This window comes from Gluconacetobacter azotocaptans, assembly GCF_014174355.1.
Classification (GTDB): domain Bacteria; phylum Pseudomonadota; class Alphaproteobacteria; order Acetobacterales; family Acetobacteraceae; genus Gluconacetobacter; species Gluconacetobacter azotocaptans.
The window spans coordinates 24,682-44,324 of the sequence record NZ_JABEQF010000004.1 but is presented as its reverse complement, the minus strand read 5'-3'; the positions used below and the strand labels follow the sequence as shown (position 1 = coordinate 44,324).

The 19,643-nt window shown below is 67.3% G+C and carries 16 protein-coding genes and 1 tRNA gene; 7 read left to right on the top strand and 10 right to left on the bottom strand.

The window, feature by feature from the left end; all coding sequences use genetic code 11:
• Positions 1-38: 38 nt before the first annotated feature.
• The 3 genes from speE to uvrA form a co-directional block, all read right to left on the bottom strand.
• Positions 39-911: a polyamine aminopropyltransferase gene (gene speE / locus HLH34_RS06080; RefSeq protein WP_183118724.1), complete on the bottom strand. Its 873-nt coding sequence runs from the start codon at positions 909-911 to the stop codon at positions 39-41.
• A 97-nt stretch (positions 912-1,008) separates the two neighbouring features.
• Entirely contained in the window at positions 1,009-1,470 is a 462-nt protein-coding gene (gene speD / locus HLH34_RS06075) for an adenosylmethionine decarboxylase (protein WP_183118723.1), read from the bottom strand.
• A gap of 187 nt (positions 1,471-1,657) precedes the next feature.
• The gene (gene uvrA, locus HLH34_RS06070; RefSeq protein ID WP_183118722.1) at positions 1,658-4,579 is read right to left on the bottom strand and encodes an excinuclease ABC subunit UvrA; all 2,922 of its coding nucleotides are present in this window, start codon (positions 4,577-4,579) and stop codon (positions 1,658-1,660) included.
• Positions 4,580-4,877: 298 nt separating this feature from the next.
• On the opposite strand from uvrA, the gene ssb reads away from it, so the two are divergent.
• From ssb to HLH34_RS06045, 5 genes are all read left to right on the top strand, one after another.
• A complete protein-coding gene (ssb, locus tag HLH34_RS06065) occupies positions 4,878-5,423 on the top strand; it encodes a single-stranded DNA-binding protein (RefSeq protein ID WP_183118721.1) in 546 nt (181 codons plus the stop codon).
• A 170-nt stretch (positions 5,424-5,593) separates the two neighbouring features.
• Positions 5,594-8,395: a DNA gyrase subunit A gene (gyrA, locus tag HLH34_RS06060; RefSeq protein WP_183118720.1), complete on the top strand. Its 2,802-nt coding sequence runs from the start codon at positions 5,594-5,596 to the stop codon at positions 8,393-8,395.
• Positions 8,388-8,906 carry a pantetheine-phosphate adenylyltransferase gene (gene coaD, locus HLH34_RS06055; protein ID WP_183118719.1) on the top strand — a complete coding sequence of 173 codons (519 nt, stop codon included), beginning with the start codon at positions 8,388-8,390 and terminating at the stop codon, positions 8,904-8,906. The genes gyrA and coaD overlap by 8 nt, the downstream gene beginning before the upstream one ends.
• 50 nt (positions 8,907-8,956) lie before the next feature.
• Positions 8,957-9,442, top strand: coding sequence for a peptidylprolyl isomerase (locus HLH34_RS06050; protein WP_183118718.1), 486 nt, complete (start codon positions 8,957-8,959; stop codon positions 9,440-9,442).
• 62 nt (positions 9,443-9,504) lie between these two features.
• A tRNA-Lys gene (locus HLH34_RS06045) sits at positions 9,505-9,580 on the top strand.
• Between the two features lie 216 nt (positions 9,581-9,796).
• Here HLH34_RS06045 and HLH34_RS06040 read toward each other — a convergent pair.
• The 4 genes from HLH34_RS06040 to HLH34_RS06025 form a co-directional block, all read right to left on the bottom strand.
• On the bottom strand, positions 9,797-10,003 hold the full coding sequence (locus HLH34_RS06040) for a cold-shock protein (RefSeq protein WP_182944745.1): 207 nt from the start codon (positions 10,001-10,003) through the stop codon (positions 9,797-9,799).
• Between the two features lie 179 nt (positions 10,004-10,182).
• Positions 10,183-10,989: a transglutaminase-like domain-containing protein gene (locus tag HLH34_RS06035; RefSeq protein ID WP_183118717.1), complete on the bottom strand. Its 807-nt coding sequence runs from the start codon at positions 10,987-10,989 to the stop codon at positions 10,183-10,185.
• Positions 10,990-11,189: 200 nt separating this feature from the next.
• A complete protein-coding gene (locus tag HLH34_RS06030; RefSeq protein WP_183118716.1) occupies positions 11,190-11,549 on the bottom strand; it encodes a YidB family protein in 360 nt (119 codons plus the stop codon).
• 316 nt (positions 11,550-11,865) lie between these two features.
• On the bottom strand, positions 11,866-12,588 hold the full coding sequence (locus HLH34_RS06025; protein WP_183118715.1) for a DUF2076 domain-containing protein: 723 nt from the start codon (positions 12,586-12,588) through the stop codon (positions 11,866-11,868).
• A gap of 206 nt (positions 12,589-12,794) precedes the next feature.
• Between HLH34_RS06025 and HLH34_RS06020 the strand changes: the two genes are divergently transcribed.
• Both HLH34_RS06020 and glyS read left to right on the top strand, forming a co-directional pair.
• Complete coding sequence (locus HLH34_RS06020) at positions 12,795-13,688, top strand: glycine--tRNA ligase subunit alpha (RefSeq protein ID WP_183118714.1); 894 nt, start codon at positions 12,795-12,797, stop codon at positions 13,686-13,688.
• Between the two features lie 5 nt (positions 13,689-13,693).
• On the top strand, positions 13,694-15,754 hold the full coding sequence (gene glyS, locus HLH34_RS06015; RefSeq protein ID WP_183118713.1) for a glycine--tRNA ligase subunit beta: 2,061 nt from the start codon (positions 13,694-13,696) through the stop codon (positions 15,752-15,754).
• 129 nt (positions 15,755-15,883) lie between these two features.
• Here glyS and HLH34_RS06010 read toward each other — a convergent pair whose 3' ends face one another.
• From HLH34_RS06010 to mrdA, 3 genes are all read right to left on the bottom strand, one after another.
• On the bottom strand, positions 15,884-16,282 hold the full coding sequence (locus HLH34_RS06010) for a DUF3293 domain-containing protein (RefSeq protein ID WP_183118712.1): 399 nt from the start codon (positions 16,280-16,282) through the stop codon (positions 15,884-15,886).
• A complete protein-coding gene (rodA, locus tag HLH34_RS06005; protein ID WP_183118711.1) occupies positions 16,279-17,433 on the bottom strand; it encodes a rod shape-determining protein RodA in 1,155 nt (384 codons plus the stop codon). Before rodA ends, HLH34_RS06010 begins: the two co-directional genes overlap by 4 nt.
• 165 nt (positions 17,434-17,598) lie before the next feature.
• Entirely contained in the window at positions 17,599-19,503 is a 1,905-nt protein-coding gene (gene mrdA / locus HLH34_RS06000) for a penicillin-binding protein 2 (RefSeq protein ID WP_183118710.1), read from the bottom strand.
• Between the last annotated feature and the right edge of the window lie 140 nt (positions 19,504-19,643).

The window sequence follows — 19,643 nt, the reverse complement described above, 5'->3', positions numbered from 1 at the left end:
TGGCGACCGGGGCGCCGCCAACGGCGCCCCGGCTGCAATCATACCCCGGCGGAGGGCAGGTTGCGGGCGATATAGGGCGGCAGGTTGAACGCCCCGGTGTGGATTTCCGGCGTCCAGTAGCCGGTAGTCCCCAGGATGCCGGCGGCTTCGGCGCGGGCGCGGATCGTCTCGACCGAATGGGCGGCCGGGTTCTGCCCCTTGGCCGCGACGCCCAGCGTCATGAACCCGCCGACATAGGTCGGTACCGCCGCGACATAGGCCGAGACATGCGGGAAGAAGCGGGCACGACGCACGCTGGTCTCGCGCAGTTCGTCGGCCTGCATGAAGGGCACGCCGCACTGGTTCACGATGATGCCGTTCGGCGTCAGGATCCGCGCGCAATGTTCGTAGAACGAATCGGTGAACAGCACCTCGCCCACGCCGATCGGATCGGTGCTGTCGACGATGATCGCGTCCACCGAGGCCGTTTCGGCACGCGCGACGTAATCGATGCCGTCACCCACGATCACCTCGGCGCGGGGGTCGGTCCAGGCGTCGCCGGCAATGCCGGGCAGGAAGCGCTTGGACAGGTCGATAACCTCGCCGTCGATCTCCACCATCACCGCGCGGGTCACGCCACGATGCTGCAGCACGCGGCGCAGCACGCCGCCATCGCCCGCGCCGATAATCAGCACGCTGCGCGCGTCGCCATGCGCCAGCAGGGGCACATGCGTCAGCATCTCCTGATAGACGAACTCGTCCCCCTCGGTGATCTGGATCACGCCGTCGAGGACGAGGACGCGGCCGTGCGTCTCGCTTTCGAAAACGACTATATCCTGGAAGGCACTTTTCGTGCGCGCCAGTTCCTTCCGCACCCGGAAGCGCTGCTGCCAGCCGTCATAGAGGGTTTCGCCGATCCACGCTTCGGTCATTGCCTGTTCTCCCTGCGCGTACATAAAAAAAGAGGCCGGACGGATCCGGCCCCCCGGTTCATGCGGACGGCGCCCGTTCGGACGCCATCCCGGCCCGTCAGCCGACCCGGCCGCGACGCTGTTCGTCGACGACGACCCGGCCCGCCTGGAACAGGCGCTGCATCACCGGAATCGCAAGGTGCGGATCGCACGCGCCGCACATGAAGATATCCACGGCGGCGAAATCGCGTTCCGGCCACGTGTGAATCGAAATGTGGCTCTCGGCCAGCACCACCACGCCCGACACACCGCCGTTGGGCGAGAAATGATGGAAATGGCTGTGCAGGATCGTGGCGCCGGCCGTTACCGCCGCCTCGCACAGGGTACGGTCGATCTGCGCCGGATCATCCAGATTCCGGGCCTCCCAAAGATCGACGAGAAGATGCGTTCCCGCAAACTTCATCCCGTCTTTCTCGACGAAATAATCCGTCCGTTCCTCGTCGGAGGAGGAAGGAGAAGAGGACATCTGGTTATTGCTCGGGAGTTCCGAGACCATCCCCAGCTGAGCAAGTGCGTTCATCACGTACCCCCAAACCAGTAGACAGCCTGTTGGGCGGGATCGCCCCCTTGGGCCAAGGGGGCCGCTGATAAGGCCACAGCCTTGCTGGCGCAAGTGTTTTCAACGGTTCGGGGGGCGAATTTTTATGTATTCCCATGACAACCGGCCCGCCGGCCCCGCACGGGGGCTCAACGGGCCAGACAGCGCGTCAGGCGCGGGCGCGCCGCCCGCGTTTTTTCGGCGCCGGGGCGACCTCCGCCAGCAACGGGCGCAGGAAGCGCCCGGTATGGCTGTCCGGGCAGGCCGCGATGTCCTCGGGCGTGCCTTCGGCGACGATGCGCCCGCCGCCGTCGCCGCCCTCCGGGCCCATGTCCAGCACCCAGTCGGCAGTCTTGATGACCTCGAGATTATGTTCGATCACCACGACGGTGTTGCCCTGGTCGACCAGAGCATGCAGCACCTCCAGCAGCTTGCGCACGTCCTCGGTGTGCAGGCCGGTGGTCGGCTCGTCCAGGATGTACAGGGTCCGCCCGGTGGCACGACGGGCCAGTTCCTTGGACAGCTTGACGCGCTGGGCCTCGCCGCCCGACAGGGTGGTCGCCTGCTGGCCCAGCGCCACATAGCCCAGCCCCACCTGCTGCAGGATCGCCAGCCGGTCGCGGATGCGCGGCACGGCCGAGAAATACGGCAGGGCCTCGTCCACCGTCATGGCCAGCACGTCGGCGATGGATTTGCCGCGGAACTTCACGTCCAGCGTCTCGCGGTTATAGCGTGCGCCCTTGCAGGTATCGCAGGTCACGAACACGTCGGGCAGAAAGTGCATCTCGATCTTCAGCACGCCGTCGCCCTGGCAGGCCTCGCACCGCCCGCCCTTGACGTTGAACGAGAACCGCCCGGGCTTGTAGCCCCGCGCCTTGCTTTCCGGCAGTTCGGCGAACCAGTCGCGGATCGGCGCGAACAGGTCGGTGTAGGTCGCGGGGTTGGAACGCGGCGTGCGGCCGATCGGCGACTGGTCGATGTCGATGATCTTGTCCAGAAGATCCAGGCCCGTGATCCGGCGATAGGGCGCGGGATTCTGCCCCGATCCCATCAATTGCCGCGACAGCGCCTTGTACAGGGTATCGATCACCAGCGTCGATTTTCCCCCGCCCGAAACGCCGGTGACGCAGGTGAAGGTACCCAGCGGAAAATGCGCGGTCACGTCCTTCAGATTGTTGCCGGCCGCCCCCTCCAGCTCCAGGCTGCGTGCCGGATCGACCGGGCGGCGCTGCGCCGGCACCGCGATCTTGCGGCGCCCCGACAGATAATCGCCGGTCAGGCTGGCCGGATTCGCCGCGACCTCAGCCGGGGTGCCGCTGGCCACGACATGGCCGCCATTGACCCCTGCCCCCGGCCCCATGTCGATCAGCCAGTCGGCGGCACGAATCGCGTCCTCGTCATGTTCCACGACGATCAGCGTGTTCCCCAGCCGTTTCAGCCGGTCCAGCGTCGCCAGCAGCCGTTCGTTGTCGCGCTGGTGCAGTCCGATCGAGGGTTCGTCGAGCACATACAGCACGCCGGTCAGGCCGGACCCGATCTGGCTGGCCAGTCGGATGCGCTGGCTTTCCCCGCCCGACAGGGTCGCCGACCCGCGCGACAGCGTCAGGTAATCCAGCCCGACATCGTCCAGGAACCGCAGCCGGTCGAGGATTTCGCGCAGGATGCGCCGGGCGATTTCCGCCCGCTGGGGCGTCAGCGTCGCCTCGACCGTGCCGAACCAGTCCAGCGCCCGGCGGATGGGCAGGTCCGACGCCGTGGCGATGTCCGACCCGGCGACGCGCACCGACAGCGCCTCGGGCCGCAGGCGCGCGCCGTTGCAGACATGGCACGGCTTGTCGGACTGGTAGCGTGACAGTTCCTCGCGCACCCAGACGCTGTCGGTCTCCGCCATGCGCCGGCGCAGGTTGGTCGCCACCCCCTCGAACGGCTTGGTCAGCCCATAGGACCGCTTGCCGTCGCGATAGAGGAACGTGATGTCGTCCTTGCCGCCGTCCAGGATCACGTCGCGCACCCCTTGCGGCAGGTCGCGCCAGGGGGTGTCCATCCGCGCCCCGTAATGGGCGGCCAGGCTTTCCAGGGTCTGCTGGTAATAGGGGCTCTGGCTGCTGCGCCACGGGGCGATGGCGCCGCCCGCCAGCGGCAGAGATTCGTCGGGGACGATCAAATGCGGGTCGAAGAACGTTTCGGTCCCAATTCCGTCGCAGGCCGGGCACGCACCCTGCGGGGCGTTGAACGAGAACAGGCGCGGTTCGATCTCTTCCAGCGTGAAGCCGCTGACCGGACAGGCGAAGCGCGACGAGAAGACCATGTGCGGCGGGGGCTCGGCGCACTCGCCGCGCACGACCTCCTCGGCGTAGACCAGGCCGTCGGACAGGGCCAGGGCGGTCTCGAAACTGTCGGCCAGGCGGGATTCCAGCCCGGGCTTGACGATGATGCGGTCCACCACGGCCTCGACCGTGTGGCGCAGCTTGCGGTTCAGGTCGGGGGCCTCGGCGATCTCGTGCAGGGTGCCGTCGATCCGGACGCGGGTGAAGCCCTTGCGCTGCAGTTCGGCCAGCTCCTTGCGGCATTCGCCCTTGCGGTCGCGGATCACCGGGGCCAGCAGGATCAGCCGCGTGCCCTCGGGCAGCGCCATGACGCGATCCACCATCTGGCTGACGGTCTGCGCCTCGATCGGCAGGCCGGTCGCAGGCGAGTACGGCACCCCGGCCCGCGCCCACAGCAGGCGCATGTAATCGTGGATTTCGGTGATCGTGCCGACGGTGGAGCGCGGGTTCTTCGAGGTCGTCTTCTGTTCGATCGAAATGGCCGGCGACAGGCCCTCGATCGAATCCATGTCGGGCTTGCCCATCAGTTCCAGGAACTGCCGCGCATAGGCCGACAGGCTTTCGACATAGCGCCGCTGCCCCTCGGCATAGATCGTGTCGAAGGCCAGGGACGATTTCCCCGACCCCGACAGGCCCGTCACCACCGTCAGCGCATCGCGCGGGATCTCGACGTCGATGTTCTTCAGATTGTGCGCCCGCGCCCCGCGCACCCGGATCGACTGCGCCGCCGGCAGGCCCGGGGCAGGCCTGGATGGGGTATCCATGATGTCCGCTCTCCGCTTTTTTCCCGACGCGCCCGGCGCGTTCCGTTCATACTCTGTTCTGACCTGTTCCGCGGCCCGCGCCAAGATCCGCCGCGGGGGAAAAATGCATCGCCCGGCCGATCGCGACGCCCGGGACGCCAGATGACGCAACACGGACAGGTATCATCGGCCACGCATTTGGGTTACGATGGCGTTCAGCCTCGTCCGCCCCCGATACCGATCCGGGCGGACGGCATTTATTCCATGGGGCGCGACCCGACGGGACGCGACTCCATACCGGACAGCGGCAGGAAGCACTATGGCGGGTAGCGTCAACAAGGTCATTCTCGTGGGCAATCTGGGCAAGGACCCCGAGGTCCGGAACACCCAGAACGGCGCCAAGATCGTCTCGCTGACGCTGGCGACCAGCGACACGTGGAACGACCGCGCGTCGGGCGAGCGGCGGGAACGGACCGAGTGGCACCGCGTCGTCATCTTCAACGAACGGATCGCCGACGTGGCCGAACGGTTCCTGCGCAAGGGACGCAAGATCTATCTGGAAGGCTCGCTGCAGACCCGCAAATGGACCGACCAGTCCGGGCAGGAACGCTATACGACCGAGGTCGTGGTCGACCGGTTCCGGGGCGACCTGGTGCTGCTGGACAGCAACCGCGGCGGTGACGCCGGCGACGACATGGGCGGTGGCGGCGGCTATTCGCCCCCCTCCGCCCCGCGCCAGATCGGCGGCGGCCGCGGCGGCAGCCCGGGCAGCGCGCCCTCGGGCGGCCCGTCGTCCGGTGGGTCGGGCGGCTGGGACGCGCCGCATGGCGGCGGCAGCGACCTGGACGACGAAATTCCGTTCTGACCGGTTTGACGGGCACCGCGACGGCCGGCCTGCGGCCGCGCGGTTTCTCTGCCGCCGGCAAACCGTGCTAGGGTCGCGTCGTGCGCCGGCATCGGCCCCGCACCAGTTTCCGCCAGCCGTGTCCGCCGATACGGGGAACACGAGGGTGACTTTGACATGACGGATATGCCTTGACCGAAATACCCGACCCGCCGCAGCCGCCGGCCCCTTCCGACATGATTCCGGTGACGATCGAGGAGGAAATGCGGTCCTCCTACCTCGCCTATGCGATGTCGGTCATCGTCAGCCGCGCCCTGCCGGACGTGCGGGACGGCCTGAAACCGGTGCATCGGCGCATCCTCTATTCGATGCGCGAAAGCGGGTTCACCCACGACAAACCCTATCGCAAATCGGCCCGCGCAGTCGGTGACGTGATGGGTAAATACCACCCGCACGGCGATTCCTCGATCTACGACGCCATGGTCCGGATGGCGCAGTTCTGGTCGATGCGGGTCAAGCTGATCGACGGACAGGGCAATTTCGGATCGGTCGACGGCGATTCCCCCGCCGCCATGCGTTATACCGAAGCCCGGCTGGCCAAGGCGGCGTCGTTCCTGCTGGACGACATCGACCGCGATACCGTCGATTTCCAGCCGAACTACGACGAGAGCGAGCAGGAACCCAAGATCCTGCCCGCGGCCTTCCCCAACCTGCTGATCAACGGCGCGTCGGGCATCGCGGTCGGCATGGCGACCAACATCCCGCCCCACAATCCCGGCGAAATCATCGACGCGACGCTGGCGCTGATCGCCCGGCCAGACATGACGCTGGACGAGCTGATGCAGATCGTGCCGGGGCCGGATTTCCCGACCGGCGGCATCATCCTGGGCCGCGCGGGCATCCGCAGCGCGTTCGAGACCGGACGAGGGTCCGTCCTTATCCGCGCCCGTGCCGAGATCGAGGACCTGCGCCGCGATCGCCAGGCCATCGTGATCACCGAAATCCCGTACCAGGTGAACAAATCGACCCTGCAGGAACGCATCGCCGAACTGGTGCGCGCCAAGCAGATCGAAGGCATTTCCGACATCCGCGACGAAAGCGACCGGTCGGGCATGCGCATCGTCATCGAGATCAAGCGCGACGCGACGCCCGAAGTGGTGCTGAACCACCTGTACCGTTTCACCCAGCTCCAGACCTCGTTCGGCGTCAACATGCTGGCGCTGGACAACGGCAAGCCGCGCCTGATGGGGCTGAAGGACGTCCTGGACGCCTTCCTGGCCTTCCGCGAGGAAGTCATCCTGCGCCGTGCGCGCCACGACCTGAACAAGGCGCGCGACCGGGGCCATCTGCTGGTGGGCCTGGTGATCGCGGTGGCCAATATCGACGCGGTCATCGCGCTGATCCGCGCCGCCCCCGATGCCGCCACGGCGCGCGAATCGCTGATGACCACCGCGTGGGACGCCGCCGACGTCGAACCCCTGCTGGCGCTGATCCATGACGAAGGCAACGTCGTGGCGGACGGCAAGGTCCACCTGACCGAGGCCCAGGCACGCGGCATCCTGGAACTGCGTCTGCAGCGCCTGACCGGGCTGGAGCGCGAGAAGATCCAGCAGGAATTGTCCGAGGTCGCGACCCGGATCAACGAACTGCTGGACATCATCGCCAGCCGCCCGCGCCGCCTGGAGGTGATGCGCGAGGAACTGACCGCGATCCGCGCCGAACTGGCCACCCCGCGCATGACCGAAATCGCGGATTATGCCGGGGACCAGACGGACGAAAGCCTGATCGAACCCGGACAGATGGTCGTGACCATCACCCGCGAGGGCTTCATCAAGCGCACGCCGCTGGATGTCTTCCGGGCGCAGAATCGCGGCGGACGCGGCCGTACCGCCGCCGGCCGGCGCGGCGACGACATCGTCGTACGGTCGTTCAACGCACACACCCATCAATGGGTCCTGTTCTTCTCGTCGGGCGGCAAGGCCTATCGCGAGAAGGTCTGGCGCCTGCCCGAAGCCAGCCCGACGGCCAAGGGCCGGGCGCTGATCAATCTGCTGCCGGACTTGGGCGGCGATTCGATCACGGCCGTCCTGCCCCTGCCCCAGGACGAGACCTTGTGGGAAAACCTGCATCTGGTCTTCGCCACCGCGACCGGCAACGTGCGCCGCAACCGGCTGAGTGATTTCCGCAATATCCGCTCCTCCGGCCTGATCGCCATGAAGCTGGACGAGGACGATCGCCTGATCGGCGTCGCCACCTGCCGCGACGGGCAGGACGTGTTCCTGGCAACGCGTAACGCCCGCTGCATCCGCTTCCAGATCACCGACGATACGCTGCGCGTGTTTGCCGGGCGCGACAGTTCGGGCGTGCGCGGCATTCGCCTGGCCGAAGGCGACGAGGTCAACAGCCTGTGCGTCCTGAACCATGTCGAGGCGACGGTCGAAGAGCGTTCGTCCTACCTGCGCATGGCCAACGCCCGGCGCCGGGCAGAAAATGCGGCGCTCCAGGCCGGCGAGGACGCCGAGGACACCATTGCCGAAGCCTCGGACGAGGAAGCGGTGCCCGCCGACGCCACCATCGACGCGGAACGGTTCGCGGAACTGGAAATGGCGGAGGAAGTCCTGCTGACCGTCAGCGACGCGGGCTTCGGCCGACGGTCGTCCGCCTATGATTATCGCGTGACCGGGCGCGGCGGCCAGGGCATCGCGAACATGACCTTCACCTCGGGCAAGCGCGGGAGCGAGGTCGTGGCCACGCTGCCCGTCATCAACGGCACGGACGTGATGCTGGTCACCGACGCGGGCCGCCTGATCCGCGTTCCGGTGGACCAGATCCGCGTCATGTCGCGCCAGGCCAGCGGGGTGACGCTATTCCGCCTGGACACGACCGAGCGCGTGACCAGCGTCTTCCCGGTCATGGACGACGGATCGGACGAGGATGGGGGCGATGACGACGCGGAGGCCCCGGACACGGCATCGGGCGCGCCCGATGCCTGACGCCACGCCGCGCACGGGATTCTATCCCGGCACGTTCGACCCGGTGACCAATGGTCATCTGGACATTATCGAACGTGCGGCGCGGCTGGTCGACCGGCTGGTGATCGGGGTCGCCGAGAATATCGGCAAGCAGCCCCTGCTGCCGCTGGACGAGCGGATACTGTGTCTGACGACCGAGGTGCGCGGGCTGGCCCGGCGCACCGGCACCACGATCGACGTCATCGGCTTCGGCAACCTGCTGATTCACGCCGCGCGCAGCCAGGGCGCCACGGTGATCGTGCGCGGTTTGCGCGTCGTCGCGGATTTCGATTACGAGATGCAGATGTTCGGCATGAACCATCATCTGGCCCCGGATATCGAGACCATCTTCCTGATGGCCAACGAGCGGAGCCAGTACATCTCGTCGCGGCTGGTGAAGGAAGTCGCCCGCATGGGCGGCGACATCGCCGGCTTCGTTCCCCCCTTCACGCGCCGCCACGTGCTGGCGCGGCTTGGGGGGATAACAGCATGACGTCCGGCATTGCCTGCCGCGTCACACGCTTCAGCACTGGAACATGAACGATGTCTGATACCGAAAACAAGGCCGACCTGATCGCCCTGGAACTGAAGACGGGCAAGGTGGTCATCCGCCTGCGGCCGGACGTGGCCCCGCTGGCCGCCGAGCGTATCCGCACCCTGGCGGCCGAAGGCTTCTACGACAACACGCCGTTCCACCGCGTGATCCAGGGCTTCATGGCGCAGGGCGGCGACCCCACCGGCACCGGCACCAGCGGCAGCCACCTGCCCGACCTGAAGGCCGAATTCACGCGCGCCGCGAAGTTCGAGCGCGGCACGGTCGGCATGGCCCGCACGATGAATCCGGACAGCGCGAACAGCCAGTTCTTCATCATGTTCGAGCCCTCCCCCCATCTCGACGGCCAGTACACGATCGTCGGCCAGGTGATCGAGGGCATGGAGCATATCGATCAGATCAAGCGCGGCGTCGGCCAGAGCGGCGTGGTGCAGGACCCCGACCGCATCATCAGCATGCGCCCTGTCGAAGCCTGATAGAGGTTGACTTGAACCTCTGAAGCCAGTACCCGAAGCCGCACCGCTGATGCGGCTTCGGTGAGCCGGTAGCTCAGCCGGTAGAGCATTCGACTTTTAATCGAATGGTCGTGGGTTCGAGTCCCACCCGGCTCACCATTCGAAAACACCATATCAAATCGATGGGTTTTCCCGATCGCCAGGCCGCGGCGATCTGAGGCTTTACCCGACCCCACCGGGGCCCGAGGCCTTGGACCCCGATCCGGGGAGCGTTGGCCTCAACCTCGTGTCATTTCCGGTAAGGCGATCGGTACGGCGACAATGACGCCATCAGGCCGGACAAATAAAAAGGGCACCTTGCGGTGCCCTTTTTTCTTAGCCGACCCGGAGGTTGGTGGCGGACACTTTGCCGCTCCGTCCCGTTTCCAGTTCGTAGCTGAGGGTCTGGCCTTCGTTCAGACCCCGCAGCCCGGCCTGCTCGACCGCCGAGATATGCACGAACACGTCGCTCGCGCCGTCAGTCGGCTGAATAAAGCCGAAGCCCTTCTGGGCGTTGAACCATTTGACAGTGCCTGTAGCCATGACAGGTCTCCTTGATAACCGGCTCCCGCACGAAAATGCGCAGGATCGAGACTTTTCTTTTTTCGGAGACGCCAGAATGTCGCGTGCGCGGCTACTTTGAGATCTTGCCCGTGGCTGAAAAGTCCAGCCGAGAGCGCTCTATAGGCCCTCACGACCGGGAATGCACGAACTTAATACCGTCAGACCTCCTCGTACGTCGTCACGGTGAAACCGGACAGGATCGCCGGCCCGAACGACGTCGTCAGCGCCACGTCGGTCGCATCGCGCCCACGCGCCATGACCACCCGGCCGATCCGCGGCGTGTTATGGCGTGCATCGAAGGTGAACCACTGCCCGTCCAGCCAGACCTCGAACCACGCGGAAAAATCCATCGGGTCGTCGACGGGGGGAATCCCGATATCGCCCAGGTACCCCGTGCAATAGCGGGCCGGGATGTTCATGCAGCGGCACAGTGTCACCGCCAGATGTGCGAAATCGCGGCAGACGCCCACGCGCTCGTTATAGGCCTCGTACGCCGAACGGGTCGCCCGGGCCAGGCTGTAGTCGAAACGAATATGATTGTGCACGAAATCGACGATCGCCTGCACCCGGCTCCAGCCCGGCAGCAGATGGCCGAACAGGGACCATGCGGTCTGCGACAGCAGGTCGGTCTCGCAATAGCGGCTGCCCAGAAGGAAGACCAGGCAATCGGTCGGCAGGTCGCCGACCGGAACCTCGCGCGCCACGGGCATCTGCCGGTCGGGCAGGCCGCTGTCGGCGATCAGGAAGGACATGCTCGTCCGCAGCGTTCCGCCGGGCGCGATCACCCGCGTGCAGCGGTTTCCGAACCCGTCCAGATAACGCTGCGCCGGCACGGGCGGATCGAATATCGGAATCTGCGGTGTCATCAGGTCCGGCTCGCGGTCCGGATGGACCTCCAGCATCAGAACCAGCGGCGTTGGGGATTGAACCGTCAGTGCGATATCATAGCCCGCGCGTATCAGCATGCCTCTCTCCCCAGTATCCGGACGGGGCGCGACGACAGCCACACGATCCGCCCGGGGGCTGACGGCGGCGTGCCCTTGGCACCCCACCAGAAATCCGGACCGATCGTGCCGATCCGGATATCCCCACCCTGCCACGCCGCGCGGCGCGCGGCTATGGCGGATCAACCGCCCCTATCCGCCGGGGGCGGCATCTGGCGGCATCAGTGCGGGGTCCTGGCGTGGGCGCGCCGGTATATTATGATCGGAAGCTGACGGGCCAGGATCTGAACCACCGCAGGCGCCGACAGGCCTGTCTGGTTGGCGAACCAGTCCAGGTCCGGCTTTGCGATCAGGCCCCGGACCATGTCCTCGGTCATCGGGCCAGCCTTGTCATCCGCCTTCCAGCGGGCAACGATATCGCCATATCCCGCCGCCGCCGCCCGCTCGGCAAAGCCGTTCAGGCCGCTTTCGTGCCGGACACGGTCAAGATATTCGTGCATCGCGGTGACAAGGCCGGAATGATCGTATTTCGCGCCGGTCACGAAGTCGCCCAGGGTCGTCGCTGAATCAGTAATCGACATCGTTCGCCTCCATCAATGTGGCATTGCGGAACAGTCCCTTAAGCGTGCGGGGCCGCGGTTCGTTCCCTGTTCGCCGAAACGTGCGGCATGCCGAAACGGAAAAACCGGGACCCGAAGGCCCCGGTTTCCCGCGGATGAGACGACACAGAGGAATTGGCCTTGGTGGCCAAGTCCTGAATAACACCCATGCATTGATCATATCAATCAGCCAACGCGCGCCTCACGGCAATGTGTGACGCCGGCCGTCCGCCATGAAAAAGGGCGGCCCCATGGGGCCGCCCTTCTGTCCGTTCCGGCGCGCCGGCGCAAAGACGGGTCAGAAATTGTCGTCCCCGCCGCCGCCCCAGTCGCCGCCGAAGCCGCCATCGCCACCGCCGGCATCGAATCCCGGATCGACATCCGTTCCCGCGCCGCCGAACGGATCGCCCGACGGGGCCCCGCCGTAATTATTGTTGACGACGGTTTCGCCACCGCCGCCGAAGCCGGACTCATGATGCCCGCTGAACAGGTCGGTCAGCGCGTTCCCCACCATCATGCCGCCCGCAACACCGGCCGCCGTGGTCAGCGCCGACCCCAGGAAGCCGCTGCCGCGTGCCGGGAACATCCCCGGCTGCATGCCCTGCGGATAGGCGGGCTGAGGCGGCGGCGGAGCCGCCTGCTGCCCACCCCAGCCCGGCGGCGGCGCGCCCTGCGCACGCTGCCCCCCGCCAAACAGGCCGCCGAACAGCCCGCCCCCGCCCGAGGGCCGCTGGCTCTGCTGCGCCTGCAGGGCCTGTTGCGCCTGCTGCAACTGCCATTGAAGCTGCTGGATGCGGTTCTGCGCCGCCACCAGGGCCGCTTCCTGCACCACCGCCATCTGGGTGACGCGATACCGGGCCTCGGGGTACTGCTGGTACATCTGCCCGATATACTGGTCGGCCTCCGGGTCGATCGGCGGCAGGTTGGGCGTCGTCGCGGGCACGCTGCCGAATCCCCCCTGCGGCGCGCCGCCCACACGGGCAACGAACTTCGTGATCAGGTCGCGTTCCTCGGTATTCATCGTTTCCGTCCTGTCTCCGACAAGATAACCAACCCTTGATGTGGCGCGCGGATGTGAATTCCGCAAGCCCGCCCCCGGCGATCGTCCGGATATCGGGCACGGCGGCCGCCTTTCGGTTGCGCCGCCATGCCTGTATGGTGCGCGCTCTTTACCCATGCCGCCGGCCGGCATGCCCTTCCCTATCTGCCTACCGGAGCATCCTTTCCATGGTCCCGGCCCCAGCGCCCCGTTCCATTGCCCCCGCCACGCGCCCCCTGTCGTTTCAGGCGCTGATCCTGAAGCTGCATCAATTCTGGTCGGAACAGGGCTGCGCGATCCTGCAACCCTACGATACCGAGGTCGGGGCCGGAACGCTGTCCCCCCACACCACGCTGCGCGCGCTGGGCGCGCGGCCGTGGAAGGCGGCCTACGTCCAGCCCTGCCGCCGACCGTCCGACGGACGCTACGGCGAGAATCCCAACCGGCTGCAGCATTACTACCAGTATCAGGTGCTGCTGAAGCCGACGCCGGAAGAAAGCCAGAAACTGCTGCTGGACAGCTATCGCGCCATCGGCATCGACCCGATGGAGCACGACATCCGCTTCGTCGAGGACGATTGGGAAAACCCGACCATCGGCGCCTGGGGCCTGGGCTGGGAAGTCTGGTGCGACGGGATGGAGGTGACGCAGTTCACCTATTTCCAGCAGGTGGGCGGCATCCCGACCGTCCTGCCGTCGACCGAACTGACCTACGGGCTGGAGCGGCTGGCGATGTACGTGCAGGGAATCGAGAATGTCTACGACCTCGATTTCAACGGGCAGGGCCTGACCTACGGCGATGTCTTCCTGCGCGCCGAACGCGATTATTCGCGCCATAATTTCGAACTGGCGGATACCGACATGCTGCACCGCCATTTCCTGGATGCCGAACGCGAGGCCATCGCGCTGGTGGAATACGGAATCGCCCAGCCCGCCTACGACCAGTGCCTGAAGGCCAGCCATCTGTTCAACCTGCTGGACGCGCGCGGCGTCATCAGCGTCAGCGAACGTGCGTCCTACATCGGGCGCGTGCGTACGCTGGCGAAACGCTGCTGCGAAGCGTGGCTGGCGGGCGAGGAATAAGGATCATGCCCGAACTTCTGCTCGAACTCCTCTCGGAAGAAATTCCCGCGCGCATGCAGACCCGCGCGGCCGAGGACCTGGTCCGCCTGGTCGGCGAGGCCCTGACGCCCCTGAACCCGCGCGCCGCCACCGGCTTTTCCGGCCCGCGCCGCATCGCCCTGACATTGACGCTGGACGCCGTGGTTCCGGGCACCACGATTGCCGAGCGCGGCCCCCGCGAAGGCGCACCGGACAAGGCGCTGGACGGCTTCACCCGCAAGCATGGCGTGACCCGGGACGATCTGGTGCTGGAAGGCGGCTTCTGGGTGCTGAACCGCACCGTGCCCCCCGTCGAGGCCGCGACCCGCATCGCCGAGGTCCTGCCCCCGCTGCTGCGCCGCTTTCCGTGGCCCAAATCCATGCGCTGGGGTCAGGGCAGCGCCTTCACCTGGGTCCGGCCGCTGCGCCGCATCCTGTGCCTGCTGGATGGCCAGGTGGTCGATTTCACCCTGGCCGACGGCGAGGATAACGGCCACGGCCTGTGCGCCGACCGGTTCAGCGAAGGCCATCGCTTCACCGCCCCAGCCCCCTTCGCGCCCGAAAATGCCGCCGCATGGCAAGCGGGCCTGCGCGACCGGCAGGTGCTGGCCGATGCCGCCGAACGCCGGACGCTGATCGCCGAGGGCGTCGCGCGCCTGGCCGCCGAGGAAGGGCTGAGTGTGGCCGCCGACCCGGGCCTGGTGGACGAGGTCGCGGGCCTGACCGAATGGCCGGTGCCCTTTCTGGGCCGCATCGACGCCGCGTTCATGGACCTGCCGGCCGAGGTCATGCAGGTGTCGATGCGCGTGAACCAGCGCTATTTCGCGCTGCGTAACGACGACGGCAGCGCCGCCCCGCGCTTCGCCTTCGTCGCCAACCTGCTGCCGGCGGACGGCGGCGCGCTGACGATCGCGGGGAATGAACGGGTGCTGCGCGCCCGCTTCGCCGACGCGCGTCATTTCTGGGACCTGGACCGGTCGCGCACGCTGGCCAGTCGCGTGCCGGCGCTGGACGCGGTCGTCTTCCATGCCGCCCTGGGCAGCCAGGGCGCGCGGGTGGCGCGCATCGTCCGCCTGGCGGGCCTGCTGGCCCCCATGGTGGGCGCCGACCCGGCGCACGCCGAACGCGCGGCCCTGCTGGCCAAGGCCGACCTGACCACCGGCATGGTCGGCGAGTTTCCGGAGTTGCAGGGAGTGATGGGCGCCTATTACGCCCGGCATGACGACGAGGCCGCCGATGTCGCCCAGGCGGTGGCCGAGCATTACATGCCGCGCGGCCAGACCGACGGTGTGCCGACGGCGCCGGTCTCCATCGCCGTGGCGCTGGCGGACAAGATCGACAGCCTGACCGCCTTCTTCGCGGCCGGGGAAAAGCCCGGCGGGTCGGGCGACCCCTACGCCCTGCGGCGTGCGGCGCTGGGCGTCATTCGCATCATCCGCGAAAACGCCCTGCGCCTGGACCTGGTGCGGCTGTTCGTCCTGGCGTCCGAATCGCTGCCGGGGGAGCTGGCGAACGCGCCCGACCTGGAACTGCTGCCGGCCTTCGTCGCCGAACGCCTGCGCGTGCAGTTGCGGGCCGAGGGCGCGCGCCACGACATCCTGGCCGCGATTTCCAGCGGCAATGCCGACAGCGACATCACCCGCCTGCTGGCCCGGACCGAGGCCCTGGCCGCCATGCTGGCGACCGACGACGGGCGGAACCTGCTGGCGGCGACCAAGCGCGCGGCCAACATCCTGCGGATCGAGGACCGCAAGGACGGCCCCCATGACGGCGCGCCCGATCCTGTCCTGTATGAACAGGACGAGGAACGGGACCTGGCCAACGCCCTGCTGGAGACCATTCCGGCCGTCGAGGCCGCCATCGCCGGCGAACGGTTCGAGGACGCGATGCGCGCGGCCGCCGGCCTGCGTCCGGTGCTGGACCGGTTCTTCGAGGCCGTGACCGTCAACGCGGACCGCGCGGACCTGCGCCTCAACCGCCTGAGGCTGCTGGCCAACCTGCGCCGGATGACAGTGCTGATCGCGGATTTCAGCCAGATCGAAGGCTGACCCAACCTGCGAAAGCAGGGGCTCACCTGGTGGGAAAGATCGGGCTTTGCCCGAACCCACCAGGGCCTGAGGCCCTGGACCCTGATCAGGGGAGAGCCCTGATGCCTGCCGCCGCTAGATGGATTGGTATCAGGCCAGGAAGACCAGCCGCGCCGCCTGTCCGTCGCGCAGCACCAGCACCGCGTTCTGCCGGAACCGGCGGGCGACGACCCGCCCGCGCGCCAGCGGGAAGGCGACCGCGTACAGCGCCTCGGACCACGCACCAAGCGTCCCCTCGCCCCTACAGTGCGGCACGCCGGACAGATGCTCGGCCAGTCGGGCCATCATCCGGCGGTTCCACCCGTCGGGCCGCCGCCGGCCGCCGGGATTGCAGGCGCTGACGAACACGACATCGCCACGCCGCCCCCGCCACCAGCCGGGCCTGCCGCCCGGCCGGCATCCGGGCTGCACCGCCAGGCCGCCGGCCCGATACAGGCTGCGGCGATAGGCCCGCGCCGTCGCCGGATCGACGGGGCGCAGGCCGGTCATGCCTCGTCCGTCACCGCCTCGCCGAAGCGGGAATTGCGGTGCACCCAGGCCGACAGCAGCAGGCCGAAGCCGAACATCACCGTCAGCATCGCCGACCCGCCGTAGGAAATCAGCGGCAGCGGTACGCCGCCCACCGGTATGGTCCCCATCACCATCGACAGATTCACCGCGCAGTACAGGAAGAAATTCGTGGCGATCCCCAGGCCCAGTAGCCGGCCGAACTGGTTGCGGCTGCGCATCGCGATCAGCATGCCGCCCAGCACCATGGTCATCAGCAGGCCGATCACCGCGATGCCGCCCACATATCCCCATTCCTCGGCGATCATGGTGAAAATGAAATCGGTCTGTTTCTCGGGCAGGAAGTTCAGTTGTCCCTGCGTGCCGTGCAGATAGCCCTGCCCCCACATCCCGCCCGACCCCAGCGCGATCTTGGACTGGATGATGTTGTAGCCCGCCCCCAGCGGATCGCCTTCGGGATGCAGGAAGGTGGTGATGCGCGCCTTCTGGTAATCATGCAGATGGGAATAGGCGATGCGGACGAGGAACGGCACCGGCACGACCAGCAGCACGATCTGCCACAGGCGCATCCCGGCACCGAAGAACATCGTCGCCCCGACGGTCCCGATGATGACGGCGGTGCCCAGGTTGGGCTCTTTCAGCACCAGCCCGACCGGCAGCAGCACCATCAGCGCCGGCGGCAGCAGATACAACGGGTTGGCCATCCTGCGATAGCTGACACGGTGGAACCAGGCCGCCAGCACCAGCACCAGCGCGATCTTGGCCAGTTCTGACGGCTGGATCTGCATGCCGCCGACGATCAGCCACCGCTCCGCCCCCTTGCCGACATGTCCCATCCGCAGCACCGCGACCAGCAGCAGGATGGACAGGCCGTAAAGCGGCCACGCCAGCCGGACCAGCACGGCCGGACTGGTCAGCGCCACGCACAGCATCATCACCAGCCCGAAGGCGAAGCGGATGGTCTGCGGCCCGGCGAACGGGTGCGCCGATCCGCCCGCCGCGGAATAGAGGGCGCCGTAGCCGACCCCCGCCAGCACGCAGATCAGCAGCACATACAGCCAGTTGACCTGCCAGAGCTTGGCCAGGAGGCGGAAATTGGGTTCGGCGCGCAGAAGACGCTTCTGGAAATTCATCGTCGCCCCTCCTACCACGCCTCAGGGCGCTGCCCTTGACCCACAAAAGGGCCGAGCCCTTTGGAAATCCAGGACTTCATAAACGAATGGGATGCAAGAGCCGAAGCCCTTGCCGGGTTCGGGCAGCGCCCGACCTTCCTTTTCCCATATGACTTGGTGCCTGGCCTAATCGACCTCGGCCACGACCTGGCCAGGCGGTTCCTTGCGGTTCGCGGGGTCGCGCGTCAACGTGTCGGTCATGATGTCGCGTGCCAGCGGCGCCGCGACGGCAGCGCCCGCATTGCCATGTTCCACCACCACGGCCGCGGCGTAGCGCGGCGCGTCGTAGGGCGCGAAGCAGATGAACAGGGCGTGCGGACGATATTCCCACGGCAGGGCCGACGAATCGAAATGCCCGCTTTCGCGCAGCGCCCGGGACACGCGGCGCACCTGTGCCGAGCCGGTCTTGCCCGCCATCTGCACGCCGGGAATGCCCAGGCGCGCCATGGGCGCGCTTCCGTGTTCCTCATTGACCACGGCGAACATGCCGGTGCGCAGATGCGTCAGGAAGGCGTCGGGCATGTCCAGCCCGGGCCAGTGCGCGGGGTCCGTGCCCTCGACCAGCTTGCCGCCCGTGCTGCGGATCAGATGCGGCTGCACCGCCCGCCCCGTCGCGATCCGCGACACATAGGTCGCAAGCTGCAGGGGCGTGACCTGCACGGCGCCCTGGCCGATGCCGCTGACGATCGTATCGCCGCCGTTCCAGTGCTGCCCACGCCCGCGCTGCCAGGCCGGGGTCGGAATCAGGCCCGCGCGCGTATGCGGCACCTCGATATCCAGATGCGTGCCCAGCCCGAACGCATGGGACGCGGCGGCGATGGCCTCCATGCCGGTGCGGCGCGCGACCTCGTAGAAGAAGACGTCGCACGAGAATTTCAGCGCGTCCTTCAACGTCAGCGATCCATGGCCGTAGCGCGACCAGCAATGGAAACGCGTACCGCCCACATCCAGATAGCCGGGACAGAAAATCCGGTCGGTCGGCGACAGCGTGCCCGCCTGCATGGCGGCCATCGCCACCGCGGGCTTGAAGGTCGATCCGGGCGGGTAGACGCCCGCGACGGCCTTGTTGATCAGCGGCGTGCGTTCGTTGTTGGTCCAGTCGACCCATTGCGCCTGGCTGACGCCGCTGTCGAACAGCGACGGGTCGAAGGACGGGTTGCTGACCATCGCCAGCACCTCGCCATTGCGGCAGTCCATGACCACCGCACTGGCCGACTGGTCGGCGATCCGCCCCAGCACCGCCTGCTGCAGGCCGCTGTCGATCGTAAGCGCGATCTCGTCGCCTGCCCGCCCCTCGTCACGCGACAGTTCGGCCATGACGCGGCCGACCGCGTTGACCTCGATTTCCACCGCGCCGACCTGGCCGCGCAACCGGCCATCCTGCGTCTGTTCGATTCCCGCGCGGCCGATGCGCATGCCGGGCAACGCCATCGTGGCGTCCCCCGTCACGTCCTTCTCGCTGGGGGGGGCGACATATCCCACGACATGCGCCAGCAGCGGCCCGAACGGGTAATTGCGGGTGGTTCCGACATCGATCAGCACGCCGGGCAGCGACGGCGCGTTCAGTTCGATCCGCGCCATGTCGTCCCACGACAGGAAATCGCGCAGCATGATCGGGATGAAGCGCCGCTTGTGCCGCATCTCGCGCTCGATGCGCGTGCGGTCGCGGGCTTCGATGGGCACCAGCGTGGAAAACCGGTCCAGCGTGCCGGCGATGTCGTTGGTTTCCTCGGGCAGCAGCAGCGCGCGCCAGTTCACCTTGTTCGACGCCAGCGCGATGCCGAACCGGTCCACCACCCGTCCGCGCGGCGGCGCGATCAGGCGGCGGTTGACGCGATTATTCTCGGCCAGGCGGGCATAATGGTCGCCCTCCACCACCTGCAACCCGTACAGGCGATGGCCAAGGGCGCCCAAAGCCGCCATCTGCGCGCCCAGCACCACCAGTGCACGCCGGGTAAAGACGGCGCGGGACGGGTTGCCGGTATCGGGTCGCGACATCAGGCGGGGCGTAGTCTTGCGACGACGGATCATCCACACATCCACGTCGCAAGTGGCAATCCGGTTTTCAAGACGGGTCTCAGAGACTGTTTGAAAACGTTTTTTGCTGAGCGAGAGTGCCGCGCAGCGGCACGCCCGGCGTGGGTTTCCGAGCATCGGAGCGGAGCGGCCTT